Genomic DNA, 19,385 nt, shown 5'->3' with positions numbered 1-19,385 from the left:
ATGGAATTGGATATTACAGACGAATTACAAGCCTACTTTGATACCAGAGGTATAGTTGTTTTAAATGCCTGTCCAGGCGGTGGTAAAACTACTGCTATTGCTCAAAAAGTTATCAACCTCGAAGGCGAATACAAAAGCAGTTATGGTAATCATTCAGGAATTGCCTGTATCTCCTTTACAAATGCTGCAAAAGATGAGCTTAACCTAACTTATAGGCAACTTTGTGGTAGAAGCCTACAATATCCACATTTAGTTAGCACCATTGATAGCTTCATTAACACCTACATCACATTACCATTCTACTATCTTCTTGAACGAAATTTTGCAAGACCACAAATTTTAGAAAGCAATGCCCGTTTAGATTTATTTTGGAAAACGAAATATACCAACAAGAAAGGTCAGTTGATGGATGGTCTCAAAAATCCAATGAATTCTTTAAAAGCTAAGTCGGGAAGAAGCATCTATTATCAATACTTGCCATCCACAATAAGACTGGAACCCGATGGAAGCTATTCTGTAAATGGGAATGCCCCTTCAGAAGAAAAAGTGGATTTGGCTATTTTTGAGAAATACTGTAAATATATCAAAGGCTGGCAATTTGAAAATGGCCTAATAACTACCAATGATTCTGCCTATATTGCCTTAAGGCTACTAAGAAAGAATCCAAGAATAAGTAAATGGCTTTCAAGCAGGTTTCCTCATATAATTGTTGATGAGGCACAAGATAATTCTCTTATGCAACATCAGATTTTTGAGGAATTGAACAGTCAAGGATTAGTGAATATTGAGTTTATTGGCGACCCTTATCAAAGCTTATATGAGTTTAGGGATGCTAATCCACAATTATTTTTAGACAAATATAATAACGATGATTACACAGGCTTGGACTTGTCAAATAATAGAAGGTCGCCCCAACGTATTATTGATTGTTTCTCACTTTTGCGACCAGAAACAGAACGCACAATTAAGAGTGCCTGTACGACCGACCTAAAGGAATCTATTCTTGTATATAAATACAAATCGGATGACAGGGGCGATATCATTGGTCATTTTGAAGAATACTGTGGCAACAAAGGATTTGGAAAGCTGAAAGTAGTTGTACGTGGAAATAGTATGCGTAACAAAATGTTAGGTAGAGATGCCCAACAACGTCCTTGGCACAACCAATTAGCCTATGACCTTATTACCGCTAAAATTGAGTATGATGATAGAAATTTAAAAGAAGCCATTAATATAGCCCGGAACATTATAATTCGCTTGGAAAATAGAGGATTGTCTTTTGTTGATTTTGGCCATTTGCGAGCCGACCTAAAAACTGATTATCTCTATAATGCCCGCATCATAAAATTTGTTGAAGGATTGCCAGAACTTTCAAATACTGTAGAAGACTGGTCAAAGCTATGCCCAGCTTACGTAAAGGAAGCTTTAAATCTCGATTATGATATTGATTTTAAAATAAAGAAAACTTCAAAATATTTTGCAAAGGCTACGAGAACAGACCCTATCTCAGCTCATTTCAATCGTGTAGATATTGATAAAACCAGCTCGCTGACCACAGTTCATCAAGTCAAAGGAAAAACATTGGATGCTATCCTAATATTTTTTGATGAAAAAAACCACGCAAGCAATATTAATTTTAGAGATTTAGAGCCTGATGCCGATGGTTTCATTAAAGAAAAGAAACGTATAATCTATGTAGCGATGTCGAGACCTAAACATCTTTTGGCGATGGCATTTCCTGAAAAAATTACAGATAAACAATTAATTGAAAAGTTCGGGAAAGAGATTTCAATCATTAATCTTGATTGAAATCTTATCTTTTTTAATTAAATATAGACCTAGCCTCATCATAAACCCGCTCAAAATTAGTAGCTAAATCAGCCTGAGAAAACTGTTTTGATTCATTCGGTAACGCTCGTTGAATATTAGCCAACTTAAATTGTACTTTTTTATCCTTACCATCGGCATAGGTTATAAATTGCCCTTGCTTCAATCGAAAGAATTCGTCTGCCCTAATCTTGGGTATTTCCCGTTCTCCTGTTGTAATGCGCGTATCAAAATTGAGATTGTAGCCACGGTTGACGCTCGTAGTTTCTTTTTTTACGATTTCAAAAAAGCGCTCATAGTACTTGGCCGTGTCCGGGTCATTGACCTTGCCAAAGAACTGATAGGACAGATTGCTCAAAATCGCCTTGCTTGCCTTATCGCCATACATCATATCGTTCTGTATCTTGTCCTGCATTACATATACCGTTGCGATGTCATAACTTCTGAGTGTTGCAGGAATGCGGTGCATATTCAATAAGCGAATGGTCGGTGCTTCTTCCATCAGAAGAAAGGACGGAATTGAATTGCGCTCACTCATCTGTTTGGTGATAGTGTGTATAATGGTCGCAATTACAGGTGAATATGAAGTCTCAAATTTAGGGTTGTTAACCACCGAGATTACCGCAGGATTCTCTGCGTGATTAATATTTAAGGGAACTTCATCTGCCGACAATGCCATAAATATCCGTTGGGTGCTGATGCGTTTGAGCGCATTGGCCAAGGTGCTTTTTACCCCTGCGGTCTGTCTTTCCGAATCCTTACCGCTGATAAAGGCATCTGCCATAGCTCTCGATGTGATATTTGTTTCCAAAAAGGAAACAAGGCTATCCGTGTCCAAGAATTGATAAATAGCGATTAGATGCGGTAGCGTGCAGAATTGAGGATAAGACGTCTTCAGTTTCCAAATTAATCCGCCTATCAAACCTTCGGCGGCATCATTGAAAAATTTTGTCGTGCTGGTCGTGCCGGATTCCCTTTGTTCCAGAAGGTTTTCAATCAACACCCTTGACACCTCGTTTACACTTTCTTCGTTTTCCAGATACCTTGGTGCAATGGGATTGACACGGTGGATAATCTTGTCAAATGAAATTACCTTGAATGGGATATCATTATCCTTGAAAAGCGGGTAGGCCATCTCGGTAATTTCAAAATCCTTGTAATCGTGAATGACACCGCAAAAGTTTCGTTTTTTGAAATGCTTCAGGAAACCATATACCACGCTTTCTGTCTTTCCGCTTCCTGCGGATCCGATGACGGAAGCGCCACGTTTGATATTTTCGATTTTGAAATTGCCCTTGTTCGTCTTGAAGCTGACCTGGTATTTGTCATCGGTATTCACAGGTTCATTTGGGGTATGCAGAAAAACATATAGTACCGTATTGATTAACAGCAATGGGCATATCAGATAAAGTGAACCCTGAACCAATTGTGTTGAATCGTAAATCCAAAATGACAATGCTAATATTGCCAATAAGCCTAGGGCAAAGGCATATTTCGTTAATCGGTATAGCAAATAAAAAACCGAGCTGGCCAGAACGATAAAGATTAGGATGTGATATAAATTGTGGATTTCCATAGCCCTTAATTAAATTCCTATGGAACTTGATTTGATGGCCACATCAACGCCCTGCCGTAACCTCTTAAAAATCCGCAATGCCAATTGCGCTTGACTTGTTGGAATATTTGGAATGACCGGTATTCCCGATTTATGCATCAATTTGAACGCCACCGCCTTTTCATTAGCAGGCAATTTCATTAATGCGGCAAAGTATAGGTTCGGATTTTTCTTGAACGCTTTTCGAGCTTTATAGGTTTCGGCAAAATTGCGCTCATACTTGAAAGTCTTGTCAAAGGTCTTTTCGGCTGCCTCATAAAACTTGTCCCGGTCGAATCCACGTCCAACCTTCTTACCGTGCATTTCTACGTCCGATGCTTTGTACCTGCTTCCCGGGGATAGACTGACCGAATTGGATGCATCCTTTCGGCTCACAATAATATGGATGTGGCTTTGGTTTCCCACTTTCTGCATCCCCTGTACAATCCGGATTCCGTTTTGTTGGTGTGGCGCATCTCTTTCCAATTTGCCTATCTTCAGTTTTAATCGTTCGATATTTCCTTTGGCTTCGCCCCGTTCTATTTTCCTGATATCGTGTTTTAGTTGAAGTATTTTTGTGGCAAAAGGTTGGTTTTCCCGCACCTGCCTATCCGTTCCCTTGAAGGTTCTTTCGTGCTCGATTTTAGCATAGTATTTTATGTCGTCCACGGTAACCGCCCTTCCGTTTATTTCACGGTTAAAACATTTTACGTATTCCTTCATCAGTTCACGGGTGTACCGTTTTAAATCCTCGCTGCTGTTCGGTAATCGTCTCAATTCATATTTTGATGGACTGACCGTGATGGAATAGAACTTAGGTTCTTTCTTTTTGAGCTTGGCGGTATTTCCATCGATTTCCCGAACGACTTCTTCTGCAGAAATTTCATCGCCATATTGATTGAAAAAGTGTTCCATTTCCTCTTGCTCCAGACCTTGGTTTTCCTTTTCCAGATACTGGACAAAACCGGCCGAACTTTGACCGTAGGTCTTTCCTAATTTTTGAGGTGATATAGTGATGTACATAACTTTGATTTTTTATAGGTCGTTGTTTGGATTTTGCTTTTCGCGAAAGCGTACTTCCCTCTTTTTCGCTACATTTTTCTTTTCCAAAATCAAGGGCTTTTTCTTCGGCTCTGCTTCCTTAAATAGAGTTTCCATCATCGCCACGGTCGGTTTGGTTTGGCTCTTTTCGATGTCCTTCAAAATGGCTATAACCCCATTAATTCGTTTTTTGATTAGCATTTCAAGCGTCTGCATTTTAGGCCCCATCGCCTCGGTTGGCGAAATGCCATTGTTCTCAAAAAAATCGATCATCAAGAGCAAGGTCATCGATTGGGATTTTGAAATATTACGGCAATACCTTCTGAATTTCTTGACCACCGAAGTCTTGATACTTATACTCTCGAACCGTTCTTTTTCATAACCTTTATCCATTTTTCCGTGAAAAATTTGCTGGTTTTACTGGGCTGATACGGTTTTTCCGTGAAAAATGATGCCGATTCTTAGTTTCGCGTAAACCAAAAATAACTTAAAGCATTAATTTTCAATGCTTTGAAAACGAAAAGGAATGTTCAACATCGCGAAGCGTGTTGCCCTCTTGCTATTCTTTTTCGTCCCGCTCGCGGGACAAAAATCCATACCATTACAAAAAGGTAATGGCGTTTTGTTCGCAGAAAAAACGAACGGGATTTTTTAAGAAGTAGAAAATTGAATCGTGGAATTATCCATATTAAAAAATCAAAATCCTTGCGGATAATTCAATTCATATGTGAGTAAAAATAAAAAAGACCCCTGAAAGTTCAGAGGTCTGTTCAAATCAATATTTGGTCTTTCAGATGTTGAAAACGAGGTTATAGCTATACAGATTTCGCATTGCTTCTTCGTCTAACATTTTATCCAAATTGGTATTATGCTTCGTTGCATAATCCATTATATCTTTGCCATATTTTTCCTTTACATCTTCTTTGGAACTGGCAATTAATCGCTCTTGGGTTTCCTCGTTCAAATCGGTAAAATTTAGATATATCATAACTTCAAAATTTTAATATTCGCTTGGTAACATCAGCGTATCATTTACAAAAAATAACCGCAGTTCATCGAGCGGAAAATCGGTTGCTCTGTAACCGTGTTTTTCTAAAATATTATCATTTCCATCGCTGTAAATTATCTCGGCTTCATAGCCTGTAAAATCTTGTTTTTCATCAGACAGTTTTTTAAAGTCTATCGTGATAAATTCGCTTCGGTTCATCAGACTTTTTGCGATTACGGACGTGTCCGTAATGAGCCAAAAACAATCTGCCACGTTAGCAAGGTATTTTAAACCGTCTGTAACACGTGTTCTTAACAATGGGATTTGATAGAACATTTCCGTTCCGTGAAAATGTTGCAATCCTTCTTTGATTCCGTTAACTTGTGCTTTCATTGTTTTGCTTTTTTAAATTAGTGAATAATGAAAAAGAGGGCGCAACTTCTCACGGGAACGCCCTCTTTATTTTAAGATTTACTTGTCGACTTTGCTTCCAAGTAATAGAATTTCATCGGCTACAACTTCCGTAACATAACGTTGTTCGTTATCATCATTTGTATAACTTCTGGTTTTAAGTTTTCCCGATATTCCAACTTCCTTGCCTTTTACAACATACTTCTCTACAATTTCAGCAGTTTTACCCCAAGCTACTACGGTATGCCAATTCGTGTCCGTTTGCTTGTTGCCTTCTTTGTCCTTGTAATACTCATTCGTTGCAAGTGAAAAACGGGCTACTTCCTTTCCGCTTTCAAGTTCTGTGATTGTTGGTTCTTGTCCAACGTTTCCAATTAACTGTACGTGATTTTTAATAGTACTCATAATAAAAAGTTTTGTGTCTGCTTTGTTACAGACTGGTTTATATTTCCCCTATTTGATTTAAACTGAATTAAATTTTAAGGGGTGTTTGTTCTTTTCTTCTGTGCACCGCACAATGGATAGAGTGGGTTTTGTCAAGACTTTTCGGGAATAAATCAGGTGTGTTTGCGACGTAGTAAAACCCTTGGGTTTTCAAGGAAGTAGAAACATTATTTTTCACTAAAACTTGTATGGTCTTTACAAGTTCCATAAGGGCATTAGCAATTCTTTTAAACGCAGTTGCGTTTGAGCGTACCGACAGTTAAGCGAAATAAGTAACTGTGTTTATATTAGAATTGGTTATGTCGTGCCTGTTTTTCGACGCCCCGAAAAACAATAAAGGCTTTATCCATTATAAACACCTTAAAATGTGTAAGGCAGCGGTTCGGTTTTTAAGAATTTTCGAGTGAGGACTCAAGAAGACCACGCCGAAAATCCTGTTAAGAAAACCGGAGTGATGACTTTCCGTTGAAAAGCGGACTTGATTCACAATTTTGGTTAGGAAATGAAGTGTTCCTTCCCAGCATAGCGGAAAGGGTTAACGAAATGGAAAGCTAAAATTGGGGATTGTGTCCAAGACTTGTGTGGTGAAGCTCTTTTCCTGAAATGAAGCTTTTTGCGGAATGTAAGCGAATGGGCTAAACGGTAATTTGAAGAAGATTAGTCAAATTAATAATTGATTCCAAAACCATTAAAATCCTTTGTTGAATATTCTGAATTACTGGACTGTTTTGGGTTTTCAAAATATCCAAGCTCTTGCTGAATTTCTTTAGCTTGCTTAATAAAATCATCAGTTAGTTCAGGAATGTGATGATAACAAATGTCATACACGCTATCGTCTTTCCCGTTCGACCCAATGCCTATTCCTATGACCGTATTAATAGAGGGATTTAGGTACCGAGCAACTATGCATCTTAACTCTAATTCATCTTCCTTTAAGTCCCAATTTTTTTGAGTTAGAGACATCAAAACGTACATATGTTTGGCATCTTTCTGTGGAAGTAACATTCTTCCTTTTGACTTCCTATTGATAGCATCGTCAAGAGCTAAACCTAACTCGGCTCTATGTACTCTATCTTCTTGGTTTATTATCCGTATTGCATTTTCTAAATCTTGAAGTTCTTGACTGTCTGTTTCGTCTTTAATATGATACGTATGTAATTGCGTTATCATATAATCCCAGATAAAACTTGGTACAATACGTTTTTTCCAATCGCCATAACCTTCGGACTCAATATAACTTTCCCACAATCCACCATCACTAGCTATTGTGTCAACTGGAAAGTCAAATTCAAGACCAGTTTGAATATAAAGCGCAAAAAAATCGGTTTCTTCTGGAAGCAACAGATGGTTTGACACAAGAAAGTTTTCTTTTGCTATTAAATATCTTGTGAAATCAGTTATAGTATCAAGTTCACTAATAATTGTTGCAGTCGATTTTTCATCGAATACGTGAACAAAGCCTCTTTTATTCATTCCCATTGGTAATGGAAAATCATAATCACTTCCAAATGCGATTGCGATTCTATAAATAGTCCGTTTTTTTCTATCTGGTAGAGTAATTTTTGTAACACGGTTTTTTAATTTTACTTGGTCAACATTTTTTAAAAATCTTTCTGCTCCATAAAGTTGTTTAATTGAGTCTTCCACAGCCTTTTTGACCCATCTTGTATATTGAATTGTCTTGTCTTTGTGATTTGAGACTTTGATGTCATTTACAGAAATTAAAATGATTGTTTTACCACAAACAACAAGTACATCACATAATTCCTTGTCTTTTTTGCCCAAAGGATTTGGGAAGCTCCAAAATGGTAAAAAAGATTTCTTACATAAATTGGCTACATATTTTTCTGATGGTGTCATTAAATCTTAATTAATTCATTTTATCTCATAATAGCTCCACAGCCTTAAACCAATAATAAAATATAGATTTATCTGGTTGTCGTTTCATTTTGTTTAGGAACGTCCAATCTGCTTTTTCAATAGGGAGCTTGCTTAGGTCTTGTCCTTCGTAATATTCGATTTCTATTATCTCATCTTGTAACAATATAGCATTCAAATAAGCTACTCTGGCGGAAGCAGCGAGTGCTTCTTCTATTCTGAAATTTCCTGTCATTAAAAATGCACTACCGAAACTGCGTATGCCCAAATTCAAATCGGCAAACTTCGTTTTTGTTTTATCAGTTAAGTTTCGTTCCCGTCTTGCGAGAATCGCACAGGTATTTATGGCATCCCAAAGCACATCTGTTTCTGTTAGATTTCTTTTATTGAAATTTTTGTCAGAACTGCGATAGGATAGTTCCGCTTTCGCGAAAGCGGAAAAGCTTGCCTTAACAATTGTCATATCTGTAATATTCTCAAACAACTTGCCTAAATCGAATAATTGCTTACAAATTTCCATTGTAAATAACCCGTCGCCCTTGTAATATGGAATACCAACTGTTTCTGGCGCAAATGCAGTAAGCTTGTCGCCACAGATTGCGTTTATGGAAGGTGTGGTAACTGAAGTTATAGGTTCAGCAATCGATATCCAAGAAATGTCAACTGCGGATTCTATAAGCTCTGGATAGTGTGCGCTGTCAAAAAGAATATCCAGAAGAATCGTTCCTGGAACGTTCGGGTTATAAACCGAATCAAATTCAAAAGTGTAATGTGCCTTTGGAACGCCTTCTTTGTAACTTCGACGCTCGTTTAAAGTGTGGCTTTTAAAATGTGAATTGGCAACAACTGCATCAAGAATCGTTTCCAATGGTTCACGCTTTACACTCGAAATAATATCGATATCTATTGAAAACCGATTGCCCTCTTTTAAGTAAAAGTACAAGGGATGTTCCGCCTTTAAAGACAAAATCGAGTCCTGCTAACTTTAGATGTTCTAACAAGGAAAGCGCGTGAACCATTTTTTCCAGAATGGTCACGTTAATATTTCTATGCTCTTTTTTTGTTTTGAAAGAATCTAGCCATTCTTTTGTAAAACTTGTATTTTCAATCATTGATTATATCCTCTAAAATATATGGTAAGTGGTTATTCATAAATTGCTTTATTTCTTGCTCTTTTTTGCGCCTTTTCGCATAACTAAAGAGTTTTGTGAAATTAATACTGTATCGTTCTAGAATCTTTTCGTATATATTGACAAGTTCTGAACCTTGGTAAAAATGAAATAGGTTTTCATCTGCAAACAAGTCCACCATTATCTTTTCAAGTGTAGCAACAGGAACTGTGTTTTTTTTGTCTCTCAGTTTACTTATTGGTGCTCTTGTAACAAGACGTTTTATGACTACCGGAACAGTACTTTCAGAAATATAAAACTCAATTTCCTTTTCATCTGGATTCAGGAAAAAATCCATACGCAAAGAATCATTGAGATAATAATAAAGTGATTCGGTAAATTCTTTTTCCACTTCCACAATAATCATTTGATTGGATGTCTGGTGCTGCGTAAATTCATTGAGCCATTGGTTTTCCCATACACAATATATGATATCCTCATATCTGTCATTTGTTTTTCGGATTATTTTGAGGATGCTTTCTGTTAGATTGGGCTTGTATTTTGGTTTATATGAAATCACATAAAGCCCACGCCCAATAGTCTTAATAATGTCCTTTTTCTTCAGGTCATATATTCGCCAACTAAAGGTGCTTTCCTTCAAGTCTGGCTCGAAGTCTGAATAGAATTGAAATAGCTCGTCCCTATCAAACGAACTACGTCCTTTAAATGCTTCTATAAGTCTATTTTCTATAACTTTTGGCATAATTGTCGTATCAAAACTTTGCCAAATATACAAAAAAGTGGTAAATATTTGAAATCTAATTATTGCCACTATATCTACAAAGTGGTAAATATTTGAATTGAGTAGTATCTAGGAAACCTTACAATATGAGTAGTTACTGGTAGGATTGACATTATAGAAATCGTAAGCTTTTAGAGTTCTGTCAAAGATTTTTCTAAATAAACTCTTTTTCTAAAATGTAGTTTTATGGGAAATGCAGGGGAATTTACTGAGTGGGTTTAAATTGTTGATTTAACTTATTTGAAGAAGTTTTTCTAATTGGTCAATCTTTTCATTTACTTTTACGAGTAACTACTATCTTATTTATCTATTCGTATAAAATTATAGACGCCTTTTCCTTCTGCTATTAACTCATCGTTTTGGAAGGCTTTCATTTTTGTTACAAGTATTCTATTACCTAATCTAACGATTTTACCTTCCACAATTATGGGTAGTGCTTCTGCTCCTTTTAGATAATCTATTCTTAAATCAATAGTTGCTAGTTTATCTTCAAAAGATGTAAAATGAGTGCCGCCTGCCATTCCCCCTACAGAGTCCATTATTGTGGCAATAATACCACCGTGCCATCTGTTTTTTCTAATATCTCCTACGACTTCATCCCTAAAAGGAACACTTACTTTTACAAAACCTTTTTCAAGAATCAATAATTTTAATCCTAAAAATTTGTGGATTGGGATACCATCTTCAATTGTCTTTTTTAAAAAATTTATGTTTTTTTCAATCATTTATTTTGTCATTATATTTAAGTTTTTCTAATATGGCGATTTTTTAAATCACTTATTTTGGTTACATATCAATTCTTTTAGTCAACTTATTAGTGGATGAAACCCTCTTTTCCAGTCGATACAAAAACGATCCCCTATTCCAAATTGAAACGCTACGTCTTTTGCTTGTGCAGCCCTAAATTGTTACTTGTTTTTTCATCTGTAATGTTTTTACGCAGGTTATAGAAAATTAAATAAACCAATTAACAATAATATGACCAGAACTCTTACTACACACGAATTGAATTATCTTTTTCAGACGTATCTCCAAAGATTTCCTTTCTATGATTGATACCCCAATTTTGCAATTCTAAAATAACTTTTTTCAGCGTTTTGGAATGTTCTGTAGGGGTATATTGTGTTCGGACAGGGAAGCCATTTAAAACAGTTCTAATAATCAACTGATTTTCTTCCATATCTTTCAATTCCTTTGACAAAACTTTGGTACTTAACTTTGGAATACTCCGTTCTATCTCTCTAAAGTGCTTGTTTCCTTCCCAAATCGAAATTAGAATTAAAAGTTTCCATTTCCCACCTATTATATCTAAAGTGTCCCTTACCGGTAACAAAGCGGACATACACTCTTTGTGTTCTTTTTTTTTCATCTCATTTAATTTAATGATTACCTTAAGGTAACTGGTTACTAAAAGGTAACTGATTACCAACGGTAATCAAAAATAGTTAAATTTGATGTACTATTAACCAAAAACCATCTAAAAATGAAAAACAAGATTCTTACAGTATTATGTATCCTATTCGGGTTAATGATGATTAATTCAGGGTTAAATAAATTCTTCAACTATATGCCTATGCCTGAAATGTCTGAAGAAATGATGCAAATTATAGGAGCATTTATGACAATAAAATGGATTTTTCCGCTTGTGGCAATTATTGAAATCATTGGAGGTGCTTTAATAGCGATCCCGAAAACAAGAGCACTGGGAGCCTTAGTTCTTCTTCCTGTTATGGTTGGGATAATTGTCCATCATTTAGTACACGACCTAGCTGGTATTGGAATCGCATTAATATTATTCGCAATTAATATTTGGGTTATTGTTGCCAACTGGAATAAATATCAACCAATCATAAAAAGTGAAAAAAAGGAAAGCCTAAACAAATAAATATGTGAACATAAAAGTGGAGACACCCAAGAGAAAAAACCAAAAGGACTAGAAACCACAATTCTATCCCCTCAAAAAATATAGAAAAAGGATCGAAACGTTGTTTTCCCAACTTTGTGGCCAGTTTTATGATAGGGCGCAATTACGCCAAAACTTTTCAAGGGTTTAAAACGAGGGTTTTGGTCAAGATCACAACCCTTACAACCATACGATATTTGAACAAATCTATTTTCAAAGAAACATATATTTGTGTCTGAATAAGAGGTACGGTAACCTGTCTAAACTGTCAGATGATGAAATAGTTAATAATCACAAATGTTATGGAACCAATTAACGTATATTATATTGATTAAATAATAAGATGGGGGAAATCAAATTAAGCATACTCGATCAATCGGTCATTAAGCCTGATGGCAACGCCAAAGAAGCCATCAATGAAACAGTTGCAACGGTTAAACTGGCCGAAAATTTAGGCTATAGCCGCTTTTGGGTATCTGAACACCATAACTCTGCACTCATTGCCGGTTCTACACCCGAAGTGCTGATGGTGAAGCTGGCCGGTGAAACCAGCTCCATCCGTATTGGATCAGGAGGCATTATGCTGCCTAACCACAGTGCTTTGAAGGTTGTTGAAAATTTCAGAATGCTCGAAGTTCTTTTCCCTAACCGCATTGATTTAGGCATTGGACGGGCTCCGGGCACCGATAGGGTTACCTCTTCAATTCTTAACCCTTCCAATGATTTTAGCGAAGCAAGTTATTTGCAACAGTTGGAATATATGCAGCATTTTTTTCGTGATACCGCAGCCACAAGACAAGGTTCCTTACTTGCAACGCCACAATCAACAACAATCCCGTCACAATGGATATTGAGTTCAAGCGGGGGAAGCAGTTTAATTGCCGCTAAATTTGGGATGGGTCTAAGCATTGCCAAATTTATAAACGGTTTTGTCAGTCCCGAAGTGGCAGAAACATACCGGAAAAACTTTAAACCATCAATCGAAAATACTGAACCTCAGGTAATGGTCGCCATTCAGATGGTTTGTGCCGAAACCGAAGAAAAAGCAAACGAAATGCGGAAGTTTATTGATTTTGTTTTTTTGCAATTTGAAAAGGGCAATTTCAATAATTTTAAAGATGCAAACCATATCAAGAATTATCGTTTCTCCTCCCTGGAGCAACAAATAATAGACAGAAACAAAGGGCGCATCATTTCGGGAACGACCGATGATGTGAAAGAACAGCTCATTAAATTATCAAACGATTTTGGAACCGATGAAATTATGGTTACCTCCATGTCTGTTGATTATGGAGCGCGCAGGAAATCATTTGAATTATTGGCAAACGCATTTGAGTTAAAGCCTGCTATATAAATCTACTCATTTTAAACAATTAACACTAAAAAACAAAAAAACATGAAGTACAGACAATTAGGAAAATCAGGTTTGATGGTATCGGAACTTTGCTTGGGAGCCATGAGTTTTGGCGGCGAGGGCTACTGGAAAGTAGTCGGTAATCTGGATTACCCAGCCAGCAAAAAAATTGTGGATATGGCTCTTGATGCCGGCATTAACTTTTTCGACACGGCAGATGTATATTCCCACGGTCAATCTGAAGAAATTCTGGGCAAGGCACTAAAAGAGAAACGCAACGAAGTAGTGCTTGCCACCAAAGTAAGGGGACGGATGAGCAAGGACATCAACGATGTGGGCCTGTCTCGCAAACACATTATTGAGAGCTGTAATAATAGCCTGAAGAGATTAGGCACAGACTACATCGACCTTTATGTGATGCACAGTTTTGATCCTATTACCCCGCTTGAGGAAACTTTGGGTGCTCTATCGGATTTGGTGCACCAGGGAAAAGTGAGGTACATTGGCGCCAGTAATTTCACGGCATGGCAGTTAATGAAAGCTTTGGCAGTATCGAAAGAAAATCATTTTGAAAAATTTGTATCCCTGCAGGCCATCTATTCTTTGATTTCCAGAGATGTGGAATATGAATTGACCCCGCTGCTCGAAGACCAAGGTTTGGGGTTGACCCCATGGTCGCCGCTGGGAGGTGGTTTCTTGACAGGAAAATATAGGAAGGATAAGCCCATGCCCGAAGATTCCAGAAGAACCAGAGAAGAAGAACAAAACTTTATCCCCATAGATACAGAAAAAGGCTATGCTATTGTAGATGCCCTGGAAAAAATTGCCAACAACCACAACGCGAGCATTGCACAGGCAGCATTAAATTACCTGCTCAGAAAACCGGTGGTTTCTTCTGTCTTGGTTGGTGCCACCAAACCACACCAATTGGAAGATAACCTGAAAGCAACCGAATGGGAAATGAGTGCCGAGGAAGTAAGCCAACTGGACGAATTGAGTAAATTAGACCCAATTTATCCACATTGGATGTTGCAATTCACTTATATGGACAGAACCAGTACGGAAAATTTCTTTTAATTGTAATTGTTTGGCTAACCGAATCCCCCCGAGTCCTTGCCTTGGGGTATTCATTAATTGAAACAAATCACTGGCGTAAAATGAATAACAGGAATATTCAAGATGAATTTCAAAATTTAAAACCTTATGACATGAGCTTGTACTTGGATTCATCTGTTTTAGGCAAGCAACAGAATTACATAGATGTACAATATTATTTTGATAAAATCTTCAGCGGTTTTAAACCTGCTGCAATGAACGAAAACAATTTAAAAACGATGCTCGACCCGCTAATTAGCTGGGGAACCGCACTGAAAGCGATAAGAAAATAAGCGAAACAGAATGGGAAAGTTACCCGTACATTTTATACCTCATGGTGGAGGTCCGTGGCATGTAATAAAAAATGCCATGGGTGACCCTATTGGCTATGGTCAATTAAGGGAATACCTTAAAAATTTTGGTGAGCAATACAGTCAAAAGATAAACGCGATACTTGTTGTTTCAGGACATTGGGAAGAGGATTTGCCAACGCTGCAATTCGGTTCAAATCCACCTTTGCTGTATGATTATTATGGTTTTCCTGAATCCACATATCATTTAAAATGGCCAGCGCCCGGTAATCCCGAATTGGCTGAACGGATTGAAAATCTGTTTAAAGCAAGCAGTTTTAAAACAAAAAGAGACTATAAAAGAGGCTTTGACCATGGAACGTTTGTGCCTTTGATGATTGCTTTCCCTGAAGCCAATATTCCGGTGGTTCAGCTTTCGCTAATCAATTCCCTTGACCCTGAAACGCATATAAACCTTGGAAAAGCACTTGAAACTTTACGAAATGAAGGTGTGTTGATTATCGGTTCGGGAATGAGCTACCACAATATGCGCGGGTTTATGTCGGAAAGTTCTTCGGCAGCAGGTAGTTCAACACAATTCGACGACTGGCTCACCCAGACAGTTGAGATAAATGATGCCAAAAAACGAAATGAAATGCTCATTAACTGGAAGAATGCACCAAAAGCAAGAGAAAGCCATCCAAGAAGTGAACATCTGGCCCCACTGTTTGTAGTTGCCGGTGCTGCAGGCATTGATAAGGGCTCCCGTGATTATTCGGGATTGCTCATGGGGATTAAAGTTTCAGGATATAAGTTTGGATAATGGATGAAAATGAAAGTAAAATAAAATGGAAGAAATTAAAACAGGAGAAAACAAACCCGTAACCATAGAGTTTTTTCATGATGTGCTTTGTGCATGGTGTTATGCCTTTTCTCCCCGATTAAAAAAATTGGCGCAGCAATTTCCCGAACATGTTTCAATTGTACATCGGGCATTTGCTTTAGCTCCATCAACAGACGGAATAGAACGAATATTTGGGTCAAAAGAACAGGGAAAGAAAGAGATATTAGAACATTGGCGTCAAGCCAACCTCAATGATGATGAACATAGAATGAACCCTGATCTTATGGCGTCCAGGGATTTCGATTATCCTTCTTCTACTCCCGGTTTGACCGCATGCAAAGCTGCCGAACTTCAAGGTGGAAACCTTGTGCATGGCAGAATGTTCGACCGCGTTCAAAAAGCACATCTTACCGACTGCCTTAACATTGCCGATTTTGATACACTGAAAATGTGTGCCAAAGAAATTGGGCTTGATGTGGAACAATGGGAAAAGGATTATGGCAGCGAGAAGGTAAAGCAATCGCTAAACGAAGATTTTCAGCAGGCACGTATGTATGGAGTAAATGCAGTGCCCACTATTGTGGCCAATGGTAAACATAAACTGAGTGGGGCGCAACCCTATGCCGTTATAGACGAATGGATTAGAAAATTAATCTAATGCTTCCAAAGAAAAATGCTTATGAAAATAGTAATAACATTTAAAACATTTCCTGAACAAAAGAAATTAATGAAACAATTTTCAGGAAACGGTTTGGAAACCGTCTTCCTGGAAGATAGTCCAAAGGAAATGATTGCGGATATTGTTTCAACTGCCGATATATTGTTATCCTGGAATCCGGAGAAAGAAGGATTGTACAATCATGCGGTTTCCTGCAAAAATGTAAAATTTATGCAACTTCTTTCCGCCGGATACGACCATGTTAATCTGGAACGTTTCCCGGATTCCATGAAAATAGCTGCAAACCAGGGTGCCTATGCCGAACCCATGGCGGAACATGCCCTGGCAATGATACTTGCCCTGAGCAAAAGATTGTCAATCTATCACAATCACCTGTCTGATGGAATATTTAATCAACTAAAAAGCACGACCAAATCAATGAGGGGTTCCGTCCTGGGAATAATTGGTTTTGGTTCCATCGGGAAAGCTACGGCAAACTTGATGAAACCGCTCGGGGTGAAGGTATTTGCCATCAATACCACAGGCAAGACCAATGAAAAAGTTGAGTTTATCGGCACCCTTAACGATTTGGATTTTGTACTTAAAAATGCCGATTCCCTACTTATTTCCTGCCCGCTTAATGAGCAGACAAATAATTTAATCAACAAACAAAAACTGGATTTAATGAAACCAAACGCCGTTTTGGTAAATGTGGCAAGGGGACAAATAATTAATGAGAAGGAATTATATGATCACCTGAAAACCCATCCCGACTTTTACGCCGGTATAGACGCCTGGTGGGTGGAGCCCTTTAAATACGGTAAGTTTGAACTTCATTTTCCTTTCTTTGAACTGCCCAATATTCTGGGCTCGCCACATAATTCGGCCATGGTAGAGGATGCCATGATAATAGGGACAGAAAAGGCTATCGATAATGTTAAACTTTTTATCCGGGGAGAAAAAGTCAGCGGACTGATCCATTAATAAAATCAAGCTATATGACAATAGATAACATAAAAATAAAATTAACCATTGCACTATTAGGTTTTACGCTTGTTTCCTTTTCTCAGAAAAGTGATTTAAAGTGGCTGGATGTAATGCTTGCTAACTACGAATACCCATACAAGGTGGATTACATTAACCTGAACATCCAACAGCAGGATTTAAAAATGGCTTACATGGATGTTAAACCGGCAAACTATAACGGGAAAAATATAGTTTTGCTGCATGGTAAAAATTTTAATGGCGCATATTGGAAAACCACTATTGAAAGATTGACACAAGAGGGTTTCCGGGTGATTGTGCCCGACCAGATAGGCTTTGGCAAGTCGTCGAAACCCGAAAATTTCAACTATACATTTCAGCAATTGGCTCTCAACACAAAACTTCTATTAGACCATCTTGGCATCATAAGAACCAGTGTATTGGGACATTCCATGGGAGGGATGCTGGCTACCCGTTTTGTGTTAATGTATCCTGAAGCAACGGAAAAATTAATTTTGGAAAACCCAATCGGGTTAGAAGACTGGAAAAAGACAGTTCCCTATAAACCGGTGGACTGGTGGTATCAGGTTGAGCTGGATCAGACGTATGAAAAAATTAAAAGTTACCAGTTAGAAAACTATTACGATGGTAAATGGAACCCCTTGTATGACCAATGGGTTGATCTTTTGGCCGGATGGACACTGAATTCTGATTATCCAAAAATTGCGTGGAACGCGGCCCTCACCTTCGATATGATTTTTACGCAACCGGTTCTCTACGAGTTTGGAAATATCAAACCTCCTACTTTGTTGATTATAGGCACAAGGGATAGGACAGCATTGGGCAAGCCATTGGTGAGCGAAGAGGTGGGAAAAACGATGGGACTATACAACCAACTTGGAAAAAGTACGAGAGACAAAATTCCAAACGCGAAATTGGTTGAACTTGACAATGTGGGTCATTTGCCTCACATTGAACAATTTGACAGGTTTATTTCGCCATTGATACAATTTATTAATAAATAAAAATTATGAAAGCAGCACGTTTATTTGAATTAGGAAAACCTCTTCGGGTTGAAGAGGTTGCAATCCCAGAATTGAGGGACGAAGATGTTTTGGTGGAAGTAAAAGCCACTTTTATCGCACCTTCCATGAAAGATATTACGCAACCTGGCGGATCGTTTGTCCGCCCTACTTTGCCAGCCATTTTAGGTTCGGATGCAGTAGGCAACATCTCAAAACTTGGCAAACATGTGAAAGGGTTGAAAGAAGGTCAAAAAGTTTGGGTTAATTCCCTCTTGTATTACCCGACCGATGAGTTTGCCTTGAAAGGACGGGAAGGATTGAGCGAGTCCATGGCTTTTCAGGGAATGTTTACATTTAACCCAAACAATGTGCATTTGATGGACGAATACCAGGGCGGATTTGCAGAATATATCAAGGCGCCTTCATATAACATCATTCCCTTGCCGGAAAATTTTCCGGTTGAACATGCGGTACGTCTCGGCTATTTGGGAACGGCGTTTCATGCCTTAAAAAGAGCTCATGTTCATTACGGGTCAACCGTTTTGATTAATGGCGCCACAGGAACTGTAGGAACAAGTGCCGTTCTGCTTGCTCTGGCGATGGGAGCTTCAAAAATAATTGCCATTGCCAATAAAAAAGACAGGCTTGAAAAAATCAAGCAAATCGAGCCGGCCATTATTGAGACACTTTCACTTCAGGATGGCGAAGTGACGGGTAAAATAAAGGAACTTACCAACGGGCAGGGCGCTGAATCGTTTGTGGATTGTTTATCTTATGTAGATACTTCTTCCACACACCAGTGTTTGTTCGCTGTAAAAAAAGGTGGCACAGCCGTTTGCATTGGCGGTGCAACAGGAAATATAACCGTCCCTTATTCATTTTTGCTGGGAACCGAAATTAATATTACCGGGTCGCTTTATCTACATTCATATGAAGCGAATGAAATGATCAGCATGGTTAATTCCGGAAGGTTAAATCTTGATTTCTTAGACACAAAGGCTTTTGCACTTGAAGAAATTAACGAGGCAATTGAGTTGGCAGGTTCAAGGATCGGTGGGTTAAACACGGTATTGGTTAAAATGTAAAAACAGATGAGATTAGTTTGATTTAAAAGATTTTCTACAAAACTAACGGGTTC

The 19,385-nt window shown here is 38.0% G+C and carries 21 protein-coding genes and 1 pseudogene; 11 read left to right on the top strand and 11 right to left on the bottom strand.

The window, feature by feature from the left end:
* Entirely contained in the window at positions 1 to 1,809 is a 1,809-nt protein-coding gene (locus DWA30_RS06730) for a UvrD-helicase domain-containing protein (RefSeq protein ID WP_114491768.1), read from the top strand.
* A 13-nt stretch (positions 1,810 to 1,822) separates the two neighbouring features.
* Here DWA30_RS06730 and DWA30_RS06725 read toward each other — a convergent pair whose 3' ends face one another.
* The 11 genes from DWA30_RS06725 to DWA30_RS06670 form a co-directional block, all read right to left on the bottom strand.
* Positions 1,823 to 3,403: a type IV secretory system conjugative DNA transfer family protein gene (locus tag DWA30_RS06725; protein WP_114491767.1), complete on the bottom strand. Its 1,581-nt coding sequence runs from the start codon at positions 3,401 to 3,403 to the stop codon at positions 1,823 to 1,825.
* 9 nt (positions 3,404 to 3,412) lie between these two features.
* A complete protein-coding gene (gene mobB, locus DWA30_RS06720; RefSeq protein WP_114491766.1) occupies positions 3,413 to 4,444 on the bottom strand; it encodes a MobB family relaxase in 1,032 nt (343 codons plus the stop codon).
* Between the two features lie 12 nt (positions 4,445 to 4,456).
* On the bottom strand, positions 4,457 to 4,855 hold the full coding sequence (locus DWA30_RS06715; protein ID WP_210725392.1) for a BfmA/BtgA family mobilization protein: 399 nt from the start codon (positions 4,853 to 4,855) through the stop codon (positions 4,457 to 4,459).
* A gap of 397 nt (positions 4,856 to 5,252) precedes the next feature.
* Complete coding sequence (locus DWA30_RS06710; protein ID WP_114491765.1) at positions 5,253 to 5,450, bottom strand: hypothetical protein; 198 nt, start codon at positions 5,448 to 5,450, stop codon at positions 5,253 to 5,255.
* Positions 5,451 to 5,462: 12 nt separating this feature from the next.
* Positions 5,463 to 5,843, bottom strand: coding sequence for a DUF6876 family protein (locus DWA30_RS06705; RefSeq protein ID WP_114491764.1), 381 nt, complete (start codon positions 5,841 to 5,843; stop codon positions 5,463 to 5,465).
* Positions 5,844 to 5,921: 78 nt separating this feature from the next.
* Positions 5,922 to 6,266, bottom strand: a complete 345-nt coding sequence (locus DWA30_RS06700; RefSeq protein WP_114491763.1) for a single-stranded DNA-binding protein — start codon at positions 6,264 to 6,266, stop codon at positions 5,922 to 5,924.
* Between the two features lie 705 nt (positions 6,267 to 6,971).
* Complete coding sequence (locus DWA30_RS13450) at positions 6,972 to 8,165, bottom strand: hypothetical protein (protein ID WP_245933871.1); 1,194 nt, start codon at positions 8,163 to 8,165, stop codon at positions 6,972 to 6,974.
* A gap of 25 nt (positions 8,166 to 8,190) precedes the next feature.
* Complete coding sequence (locus tag DWA30_RS06685; protein ID WP_245933874.1) at positions 8,191 to 9,126, bottom strand: nucleotidyl transferase AbiEii/AbiGii toxin family protein; 936 nt, start codon at positions 9,124 to 9,126, stop codon at positions 8,191 to 8,193.
* Positions 9,127 to 9,287: 161 nt separating this feature from the next.
* Positions 9,288 to 10,055 carry a DUF6577 family protein gene (locus tag DWA30_RS06680; RefSeq protein ID WP_114491762.1) on the bottom strand — a complete coding sequence of 256 codons (768 nt, stop codon included), beginning with the start codon at positions 10,053 to 10,055 and terminating at the stop codon, positions 9,288 to 9,290.
* Between the two features lie 338 nt (positions 10,056 to 10,393).
* A complete protein-coding gene (locus tag DWA30_RS06675; protein WP_114491761.1) occupies positions 10,394 to 10,819 on the bottom strand; it encodes a hotdog fold thioesterase in 426 nt (141 codons plus the stop codon).
* Between the two features lie 269 nt (positions 10,820 to 11,088).
* Positions 11,089 to 11,463, bottom strand: a complete 375-nt coding sequence (locus DWA30_RS06670) for a winged helix-turn-helix transcriptional regulator (protein ID WP_114491781.1) — start codon at positions 11,461 to 11,463, stop codon at positions 11,089 to 11,091.
* A 114-nt stretch (positions 11,464 to 11,577) separates the two neighbouring features.
* Here DWA30_RS06670 and DWA30_RS06665 point away from each other — a divergent pair, with 114 nt between their 5' ends.
* The 10 genes and pseudogenes from DWA30_RS06665 (at position 11,578) to DWA30_RS06620 (ending at position 19,332) form a co-directional block, all read left to right on the top strand.
* Positions 11,578 to 11,979: a DoxX family protein gene (locus tag DWA30_RS06665; RefSeq protein WP_114491760.1), complete on the top strand. Its 402-nt coding sequence runs from the start codon at positions 11,578 to 11,580 to the stop codon at positions 11,977 to 11,979.
* 1 nt (position 11,980) lies between these two features.
* A pseudogene (locus DWA30_RS06660) lies at positions 11,981 to 12,236 on the top strand (transposase); the annotation flags it as partial.
* A gap of 104 nt (positions 12,237 to 12,340) precedes the next feature.
* Complete coding sequence (locus DWA30_RS06655; RefSeq protein ID WP_114491759.1) at positions 12,341 to 13,351, top strand: LLM class flavin-dependent oxidoreductase; 1,011 nt, start codon at positions 12,341 to 12,343, stop codon at positions 13,349 to 13,351.
* A gap of 42 nt (positions 13,352 to 13,393) precedes the next feature.
* The gene (locus DWA30_RS06650) at positions 13,394 to 14,428 is read left to right on the top strand and encodes an aldo/keto reductase (RefSeq protein ID WP_114491758.1); all 1,035 of its coding nucleotides are present in this window, start codon (positions 13,394 to 13,396) and stop codon (positions 14,426 to 14,428) included.
* Positions 14,374 to 14,739 (top strand): hypothetical protein, encoded by a 366-nt coding sequence (locus DWA30_RS13195; protein WP_136073171.1) that lies wholly within the window; start codon positions 14,374 to 14,376, stop codon positions 14,737 to 14,739. The genes DWA30_RS06650 and DWA30_RS13195 overlap by 55 nt, the downstream gene beginning before the upstream one ends.
* Positions 14,740 to 14,749: 10 nt before the next feature.
* A complete protein-coding gene (locus tag DWA30_RS06640) occupies positions 14,750 to 15,559 on the top strand; it encodes a DODA-type extradiol aromatic ring-opening family dioxygenase (protein ID WP_114491756.1) in 810 nt (269 codons plus the stop codon).
* A 25-nt stretch (positions 15,560 to 15,584) separates the two neighbouring features.
* Entirely contained in the window at positions 15,585 to 16,238 is a 654-nt protein-coding gene (locus DWA30_RS06635; protein ID WP_114491755.1) for a DsbA family oxidoreductase, read from the top strand.
* Between the two features lie 21 nt (positions 16,239 to 16,259).
* Positions 16,260 to 17,222, top strand: a complete 963-nt coding sequence (locus DWA30_RS06630) for a 2-hydroxyacid dehydrogenase (RefSeq protein WP_114491780.1) — start codon at positions 16,260 to 16,262, stop codon at positions 17,220 to 17,222.
* A gap of 14 nt (positions 17,223 to 17,236) precedes the next feature.
* Positions 17,237 to 18,247 carry an alpha/beta fold hydrolase gene (locus DWA30_RS06625; protein WP_114491754.1) on the top strand — a complete coding sequence of 337 codons (1,011 nt, stop codon included), beginning with the start codon at positions 17,237 to 17,239 and terminating at the stop codon, positions 18,245 to 18,247.
* A gap of 5 nt (positions 18,248 to 18,252) precedes the next feature.
* The gene (locus DWA30_RS06620) at positions 18,253 to 19,332 is read left to right on the top strand and encodes a zinc-dependent alcohol dehydrogenase (RefSeq protein ID WP_114491753.1); all 1,080 of its coding nucleotides are present in this window, start codon (positions 18,253 to 18,255) and stop codon (positions 19,330 to 19,332) included.
* The last annotated feature ends 53 nt before the right edge of the window (positions 19,333 to 19,385 follow it).

The organism is Candidatus Ulvibacter alkanivorans (assembly GCF_003333325.1).
GTDB classification, from domain to species: Bacteria; Bacteroidota; Bacteroidia; order Flavobacteriales; family Flavobacteriaceae; genus Ulvibacter_A; species Ulvibacter_A alkanivorans.
This window is presented reverse-complemented; position numbering and strand designations above follow the sequence as displayed.

Bases quoted from the DNA above. Each gene is read 5' to 3' on its own strand.
- DWA30_RS06730 (WP_114491768.1), top strand. From the start codon at position 1: ATGGAATTGGATATTACAGACGAATTACAAGCCTACTTTGATACCAGA.
- DWA30_RS06700 (WP_114491763.1), bottom strand. From the start codon at position 6,266: ATGAGTACTATTAAAAATCACGTACAGTTAATTGGAAACGTTGGACAA.
- DWA30_RS06680 (WP_114491762.1), bottom strand. From the start codon at position 10,055: ATGCCAAAAGTTATAGAAAATAGACTTATAGAAGCATTTAAAGGACGT.
- DWA30_RS06620 (WP_114491753.1), top strand. From the start codon at position 18,253: ATGAAAGCAGCACGTTTATTTGAATTAGGAAAACCTCTTCGGGTTGAA.
- DWA30_RS06675 (WP_114491761.1), bottom strand. From the start codon at position 10,819: ATGATTGAAAAAAACATAAATTTTTTAAAAAAGACAATTGAAGATGGT.
- DWA30_RS06640 (WP_114491756.1), top strand. From the start codon at position 14,750: ATGGGAAAGTTACCCGTACATTTTATACCTCATGGTGGAGGTCCGTGG.
- DWA30_RS06715 (WP_210725392.1), bottom strand. From the start codon at position 4,855: ATGGATAAAGGTTATGAAAAAGAACGGTTCGAGAGTATAAGTATCAAG.
- DWA30_RS06665 (WP_114491760.1), top strand. From the start codon at position 11,578: ATGAAAAACAAGATTCTTACAGTATTATGTATCCTATTCGGGTTAATG.
- DWA30_RS06725 (WP_114491767.1), bottom strand. From the start codon at position 3,403: ATGGAAATCCACAATTTATATCACATCCTAATCTTTATCGTTCTGGCC.
- DWA30_RS06655 (WP_114491759.1), top strand. From the start codon at position 12,341: ATGGGGGAAATCAAATTAAGCATACTCGATCAATCGGTCATTAAGCCT.
- DWA30_RS06670 (WP_114491781.1), bottom strand. From the start codon at position 11,463: ATGAAAAAAAAAGAACACAAAGAGTGTATGTCCGCTTTGTTACCGGTA.
- DWA30_RS06705 (WP_114491764.1), bottom strand. From the start codon at position 5,843: ATGAAAGCACAAGTTAACGGAATCAAAGAAGGATTGCAACATTTTCAC.
- DWA30_RS06635 (WP_114491755.1), top strand. From the start codon at position 15,585: ATGGAAGAAATTAAAACAGGAGAAAACAAACCCGTAACCATAGAGTTT.
- mobB (WP_114491766.1), bottom strand. From the start codon at position 4,444: ATGTACATCACTATATCACCTCAAAAATTAGGAAAGACCTACGGTCAA.
- DWA30_RS06710 (WP_114491765.1), bottom strand. From the start codon at position 5,450: ATGATATATCTAAATTTTACCGATTTGAACGAGGAAACCCAAGAGCGA.
- DWA30_RS06630 (WP_114491780.1), top strand. From the start codon at position 16,260: ATGAAAATAGTAATAACATTTAAAACATTTCCTGAACAAAAGAAATTA.
- DWA30_RS06625 (WP_114491754.1), top strand. From the start codon at position 17,237: ATGACAATAGATAACATAAAAATAAAATTAACCATTGCACTATTAGGT.
- DWA30_RS13450 (WP_245933871.1), bottom strand. From the start codon at position 8,165: ATGACACCATCAGAAAAATATGTAGCCAATTTATGTAAGAAATCTTTT.
- DWA30_RS06650 (WP_114491758.1), top strand. From the start codon at position 13,394: ATGAAGTACAGACAATTAGGAAAATCAGGTTTGATGGTATCGGAACTT.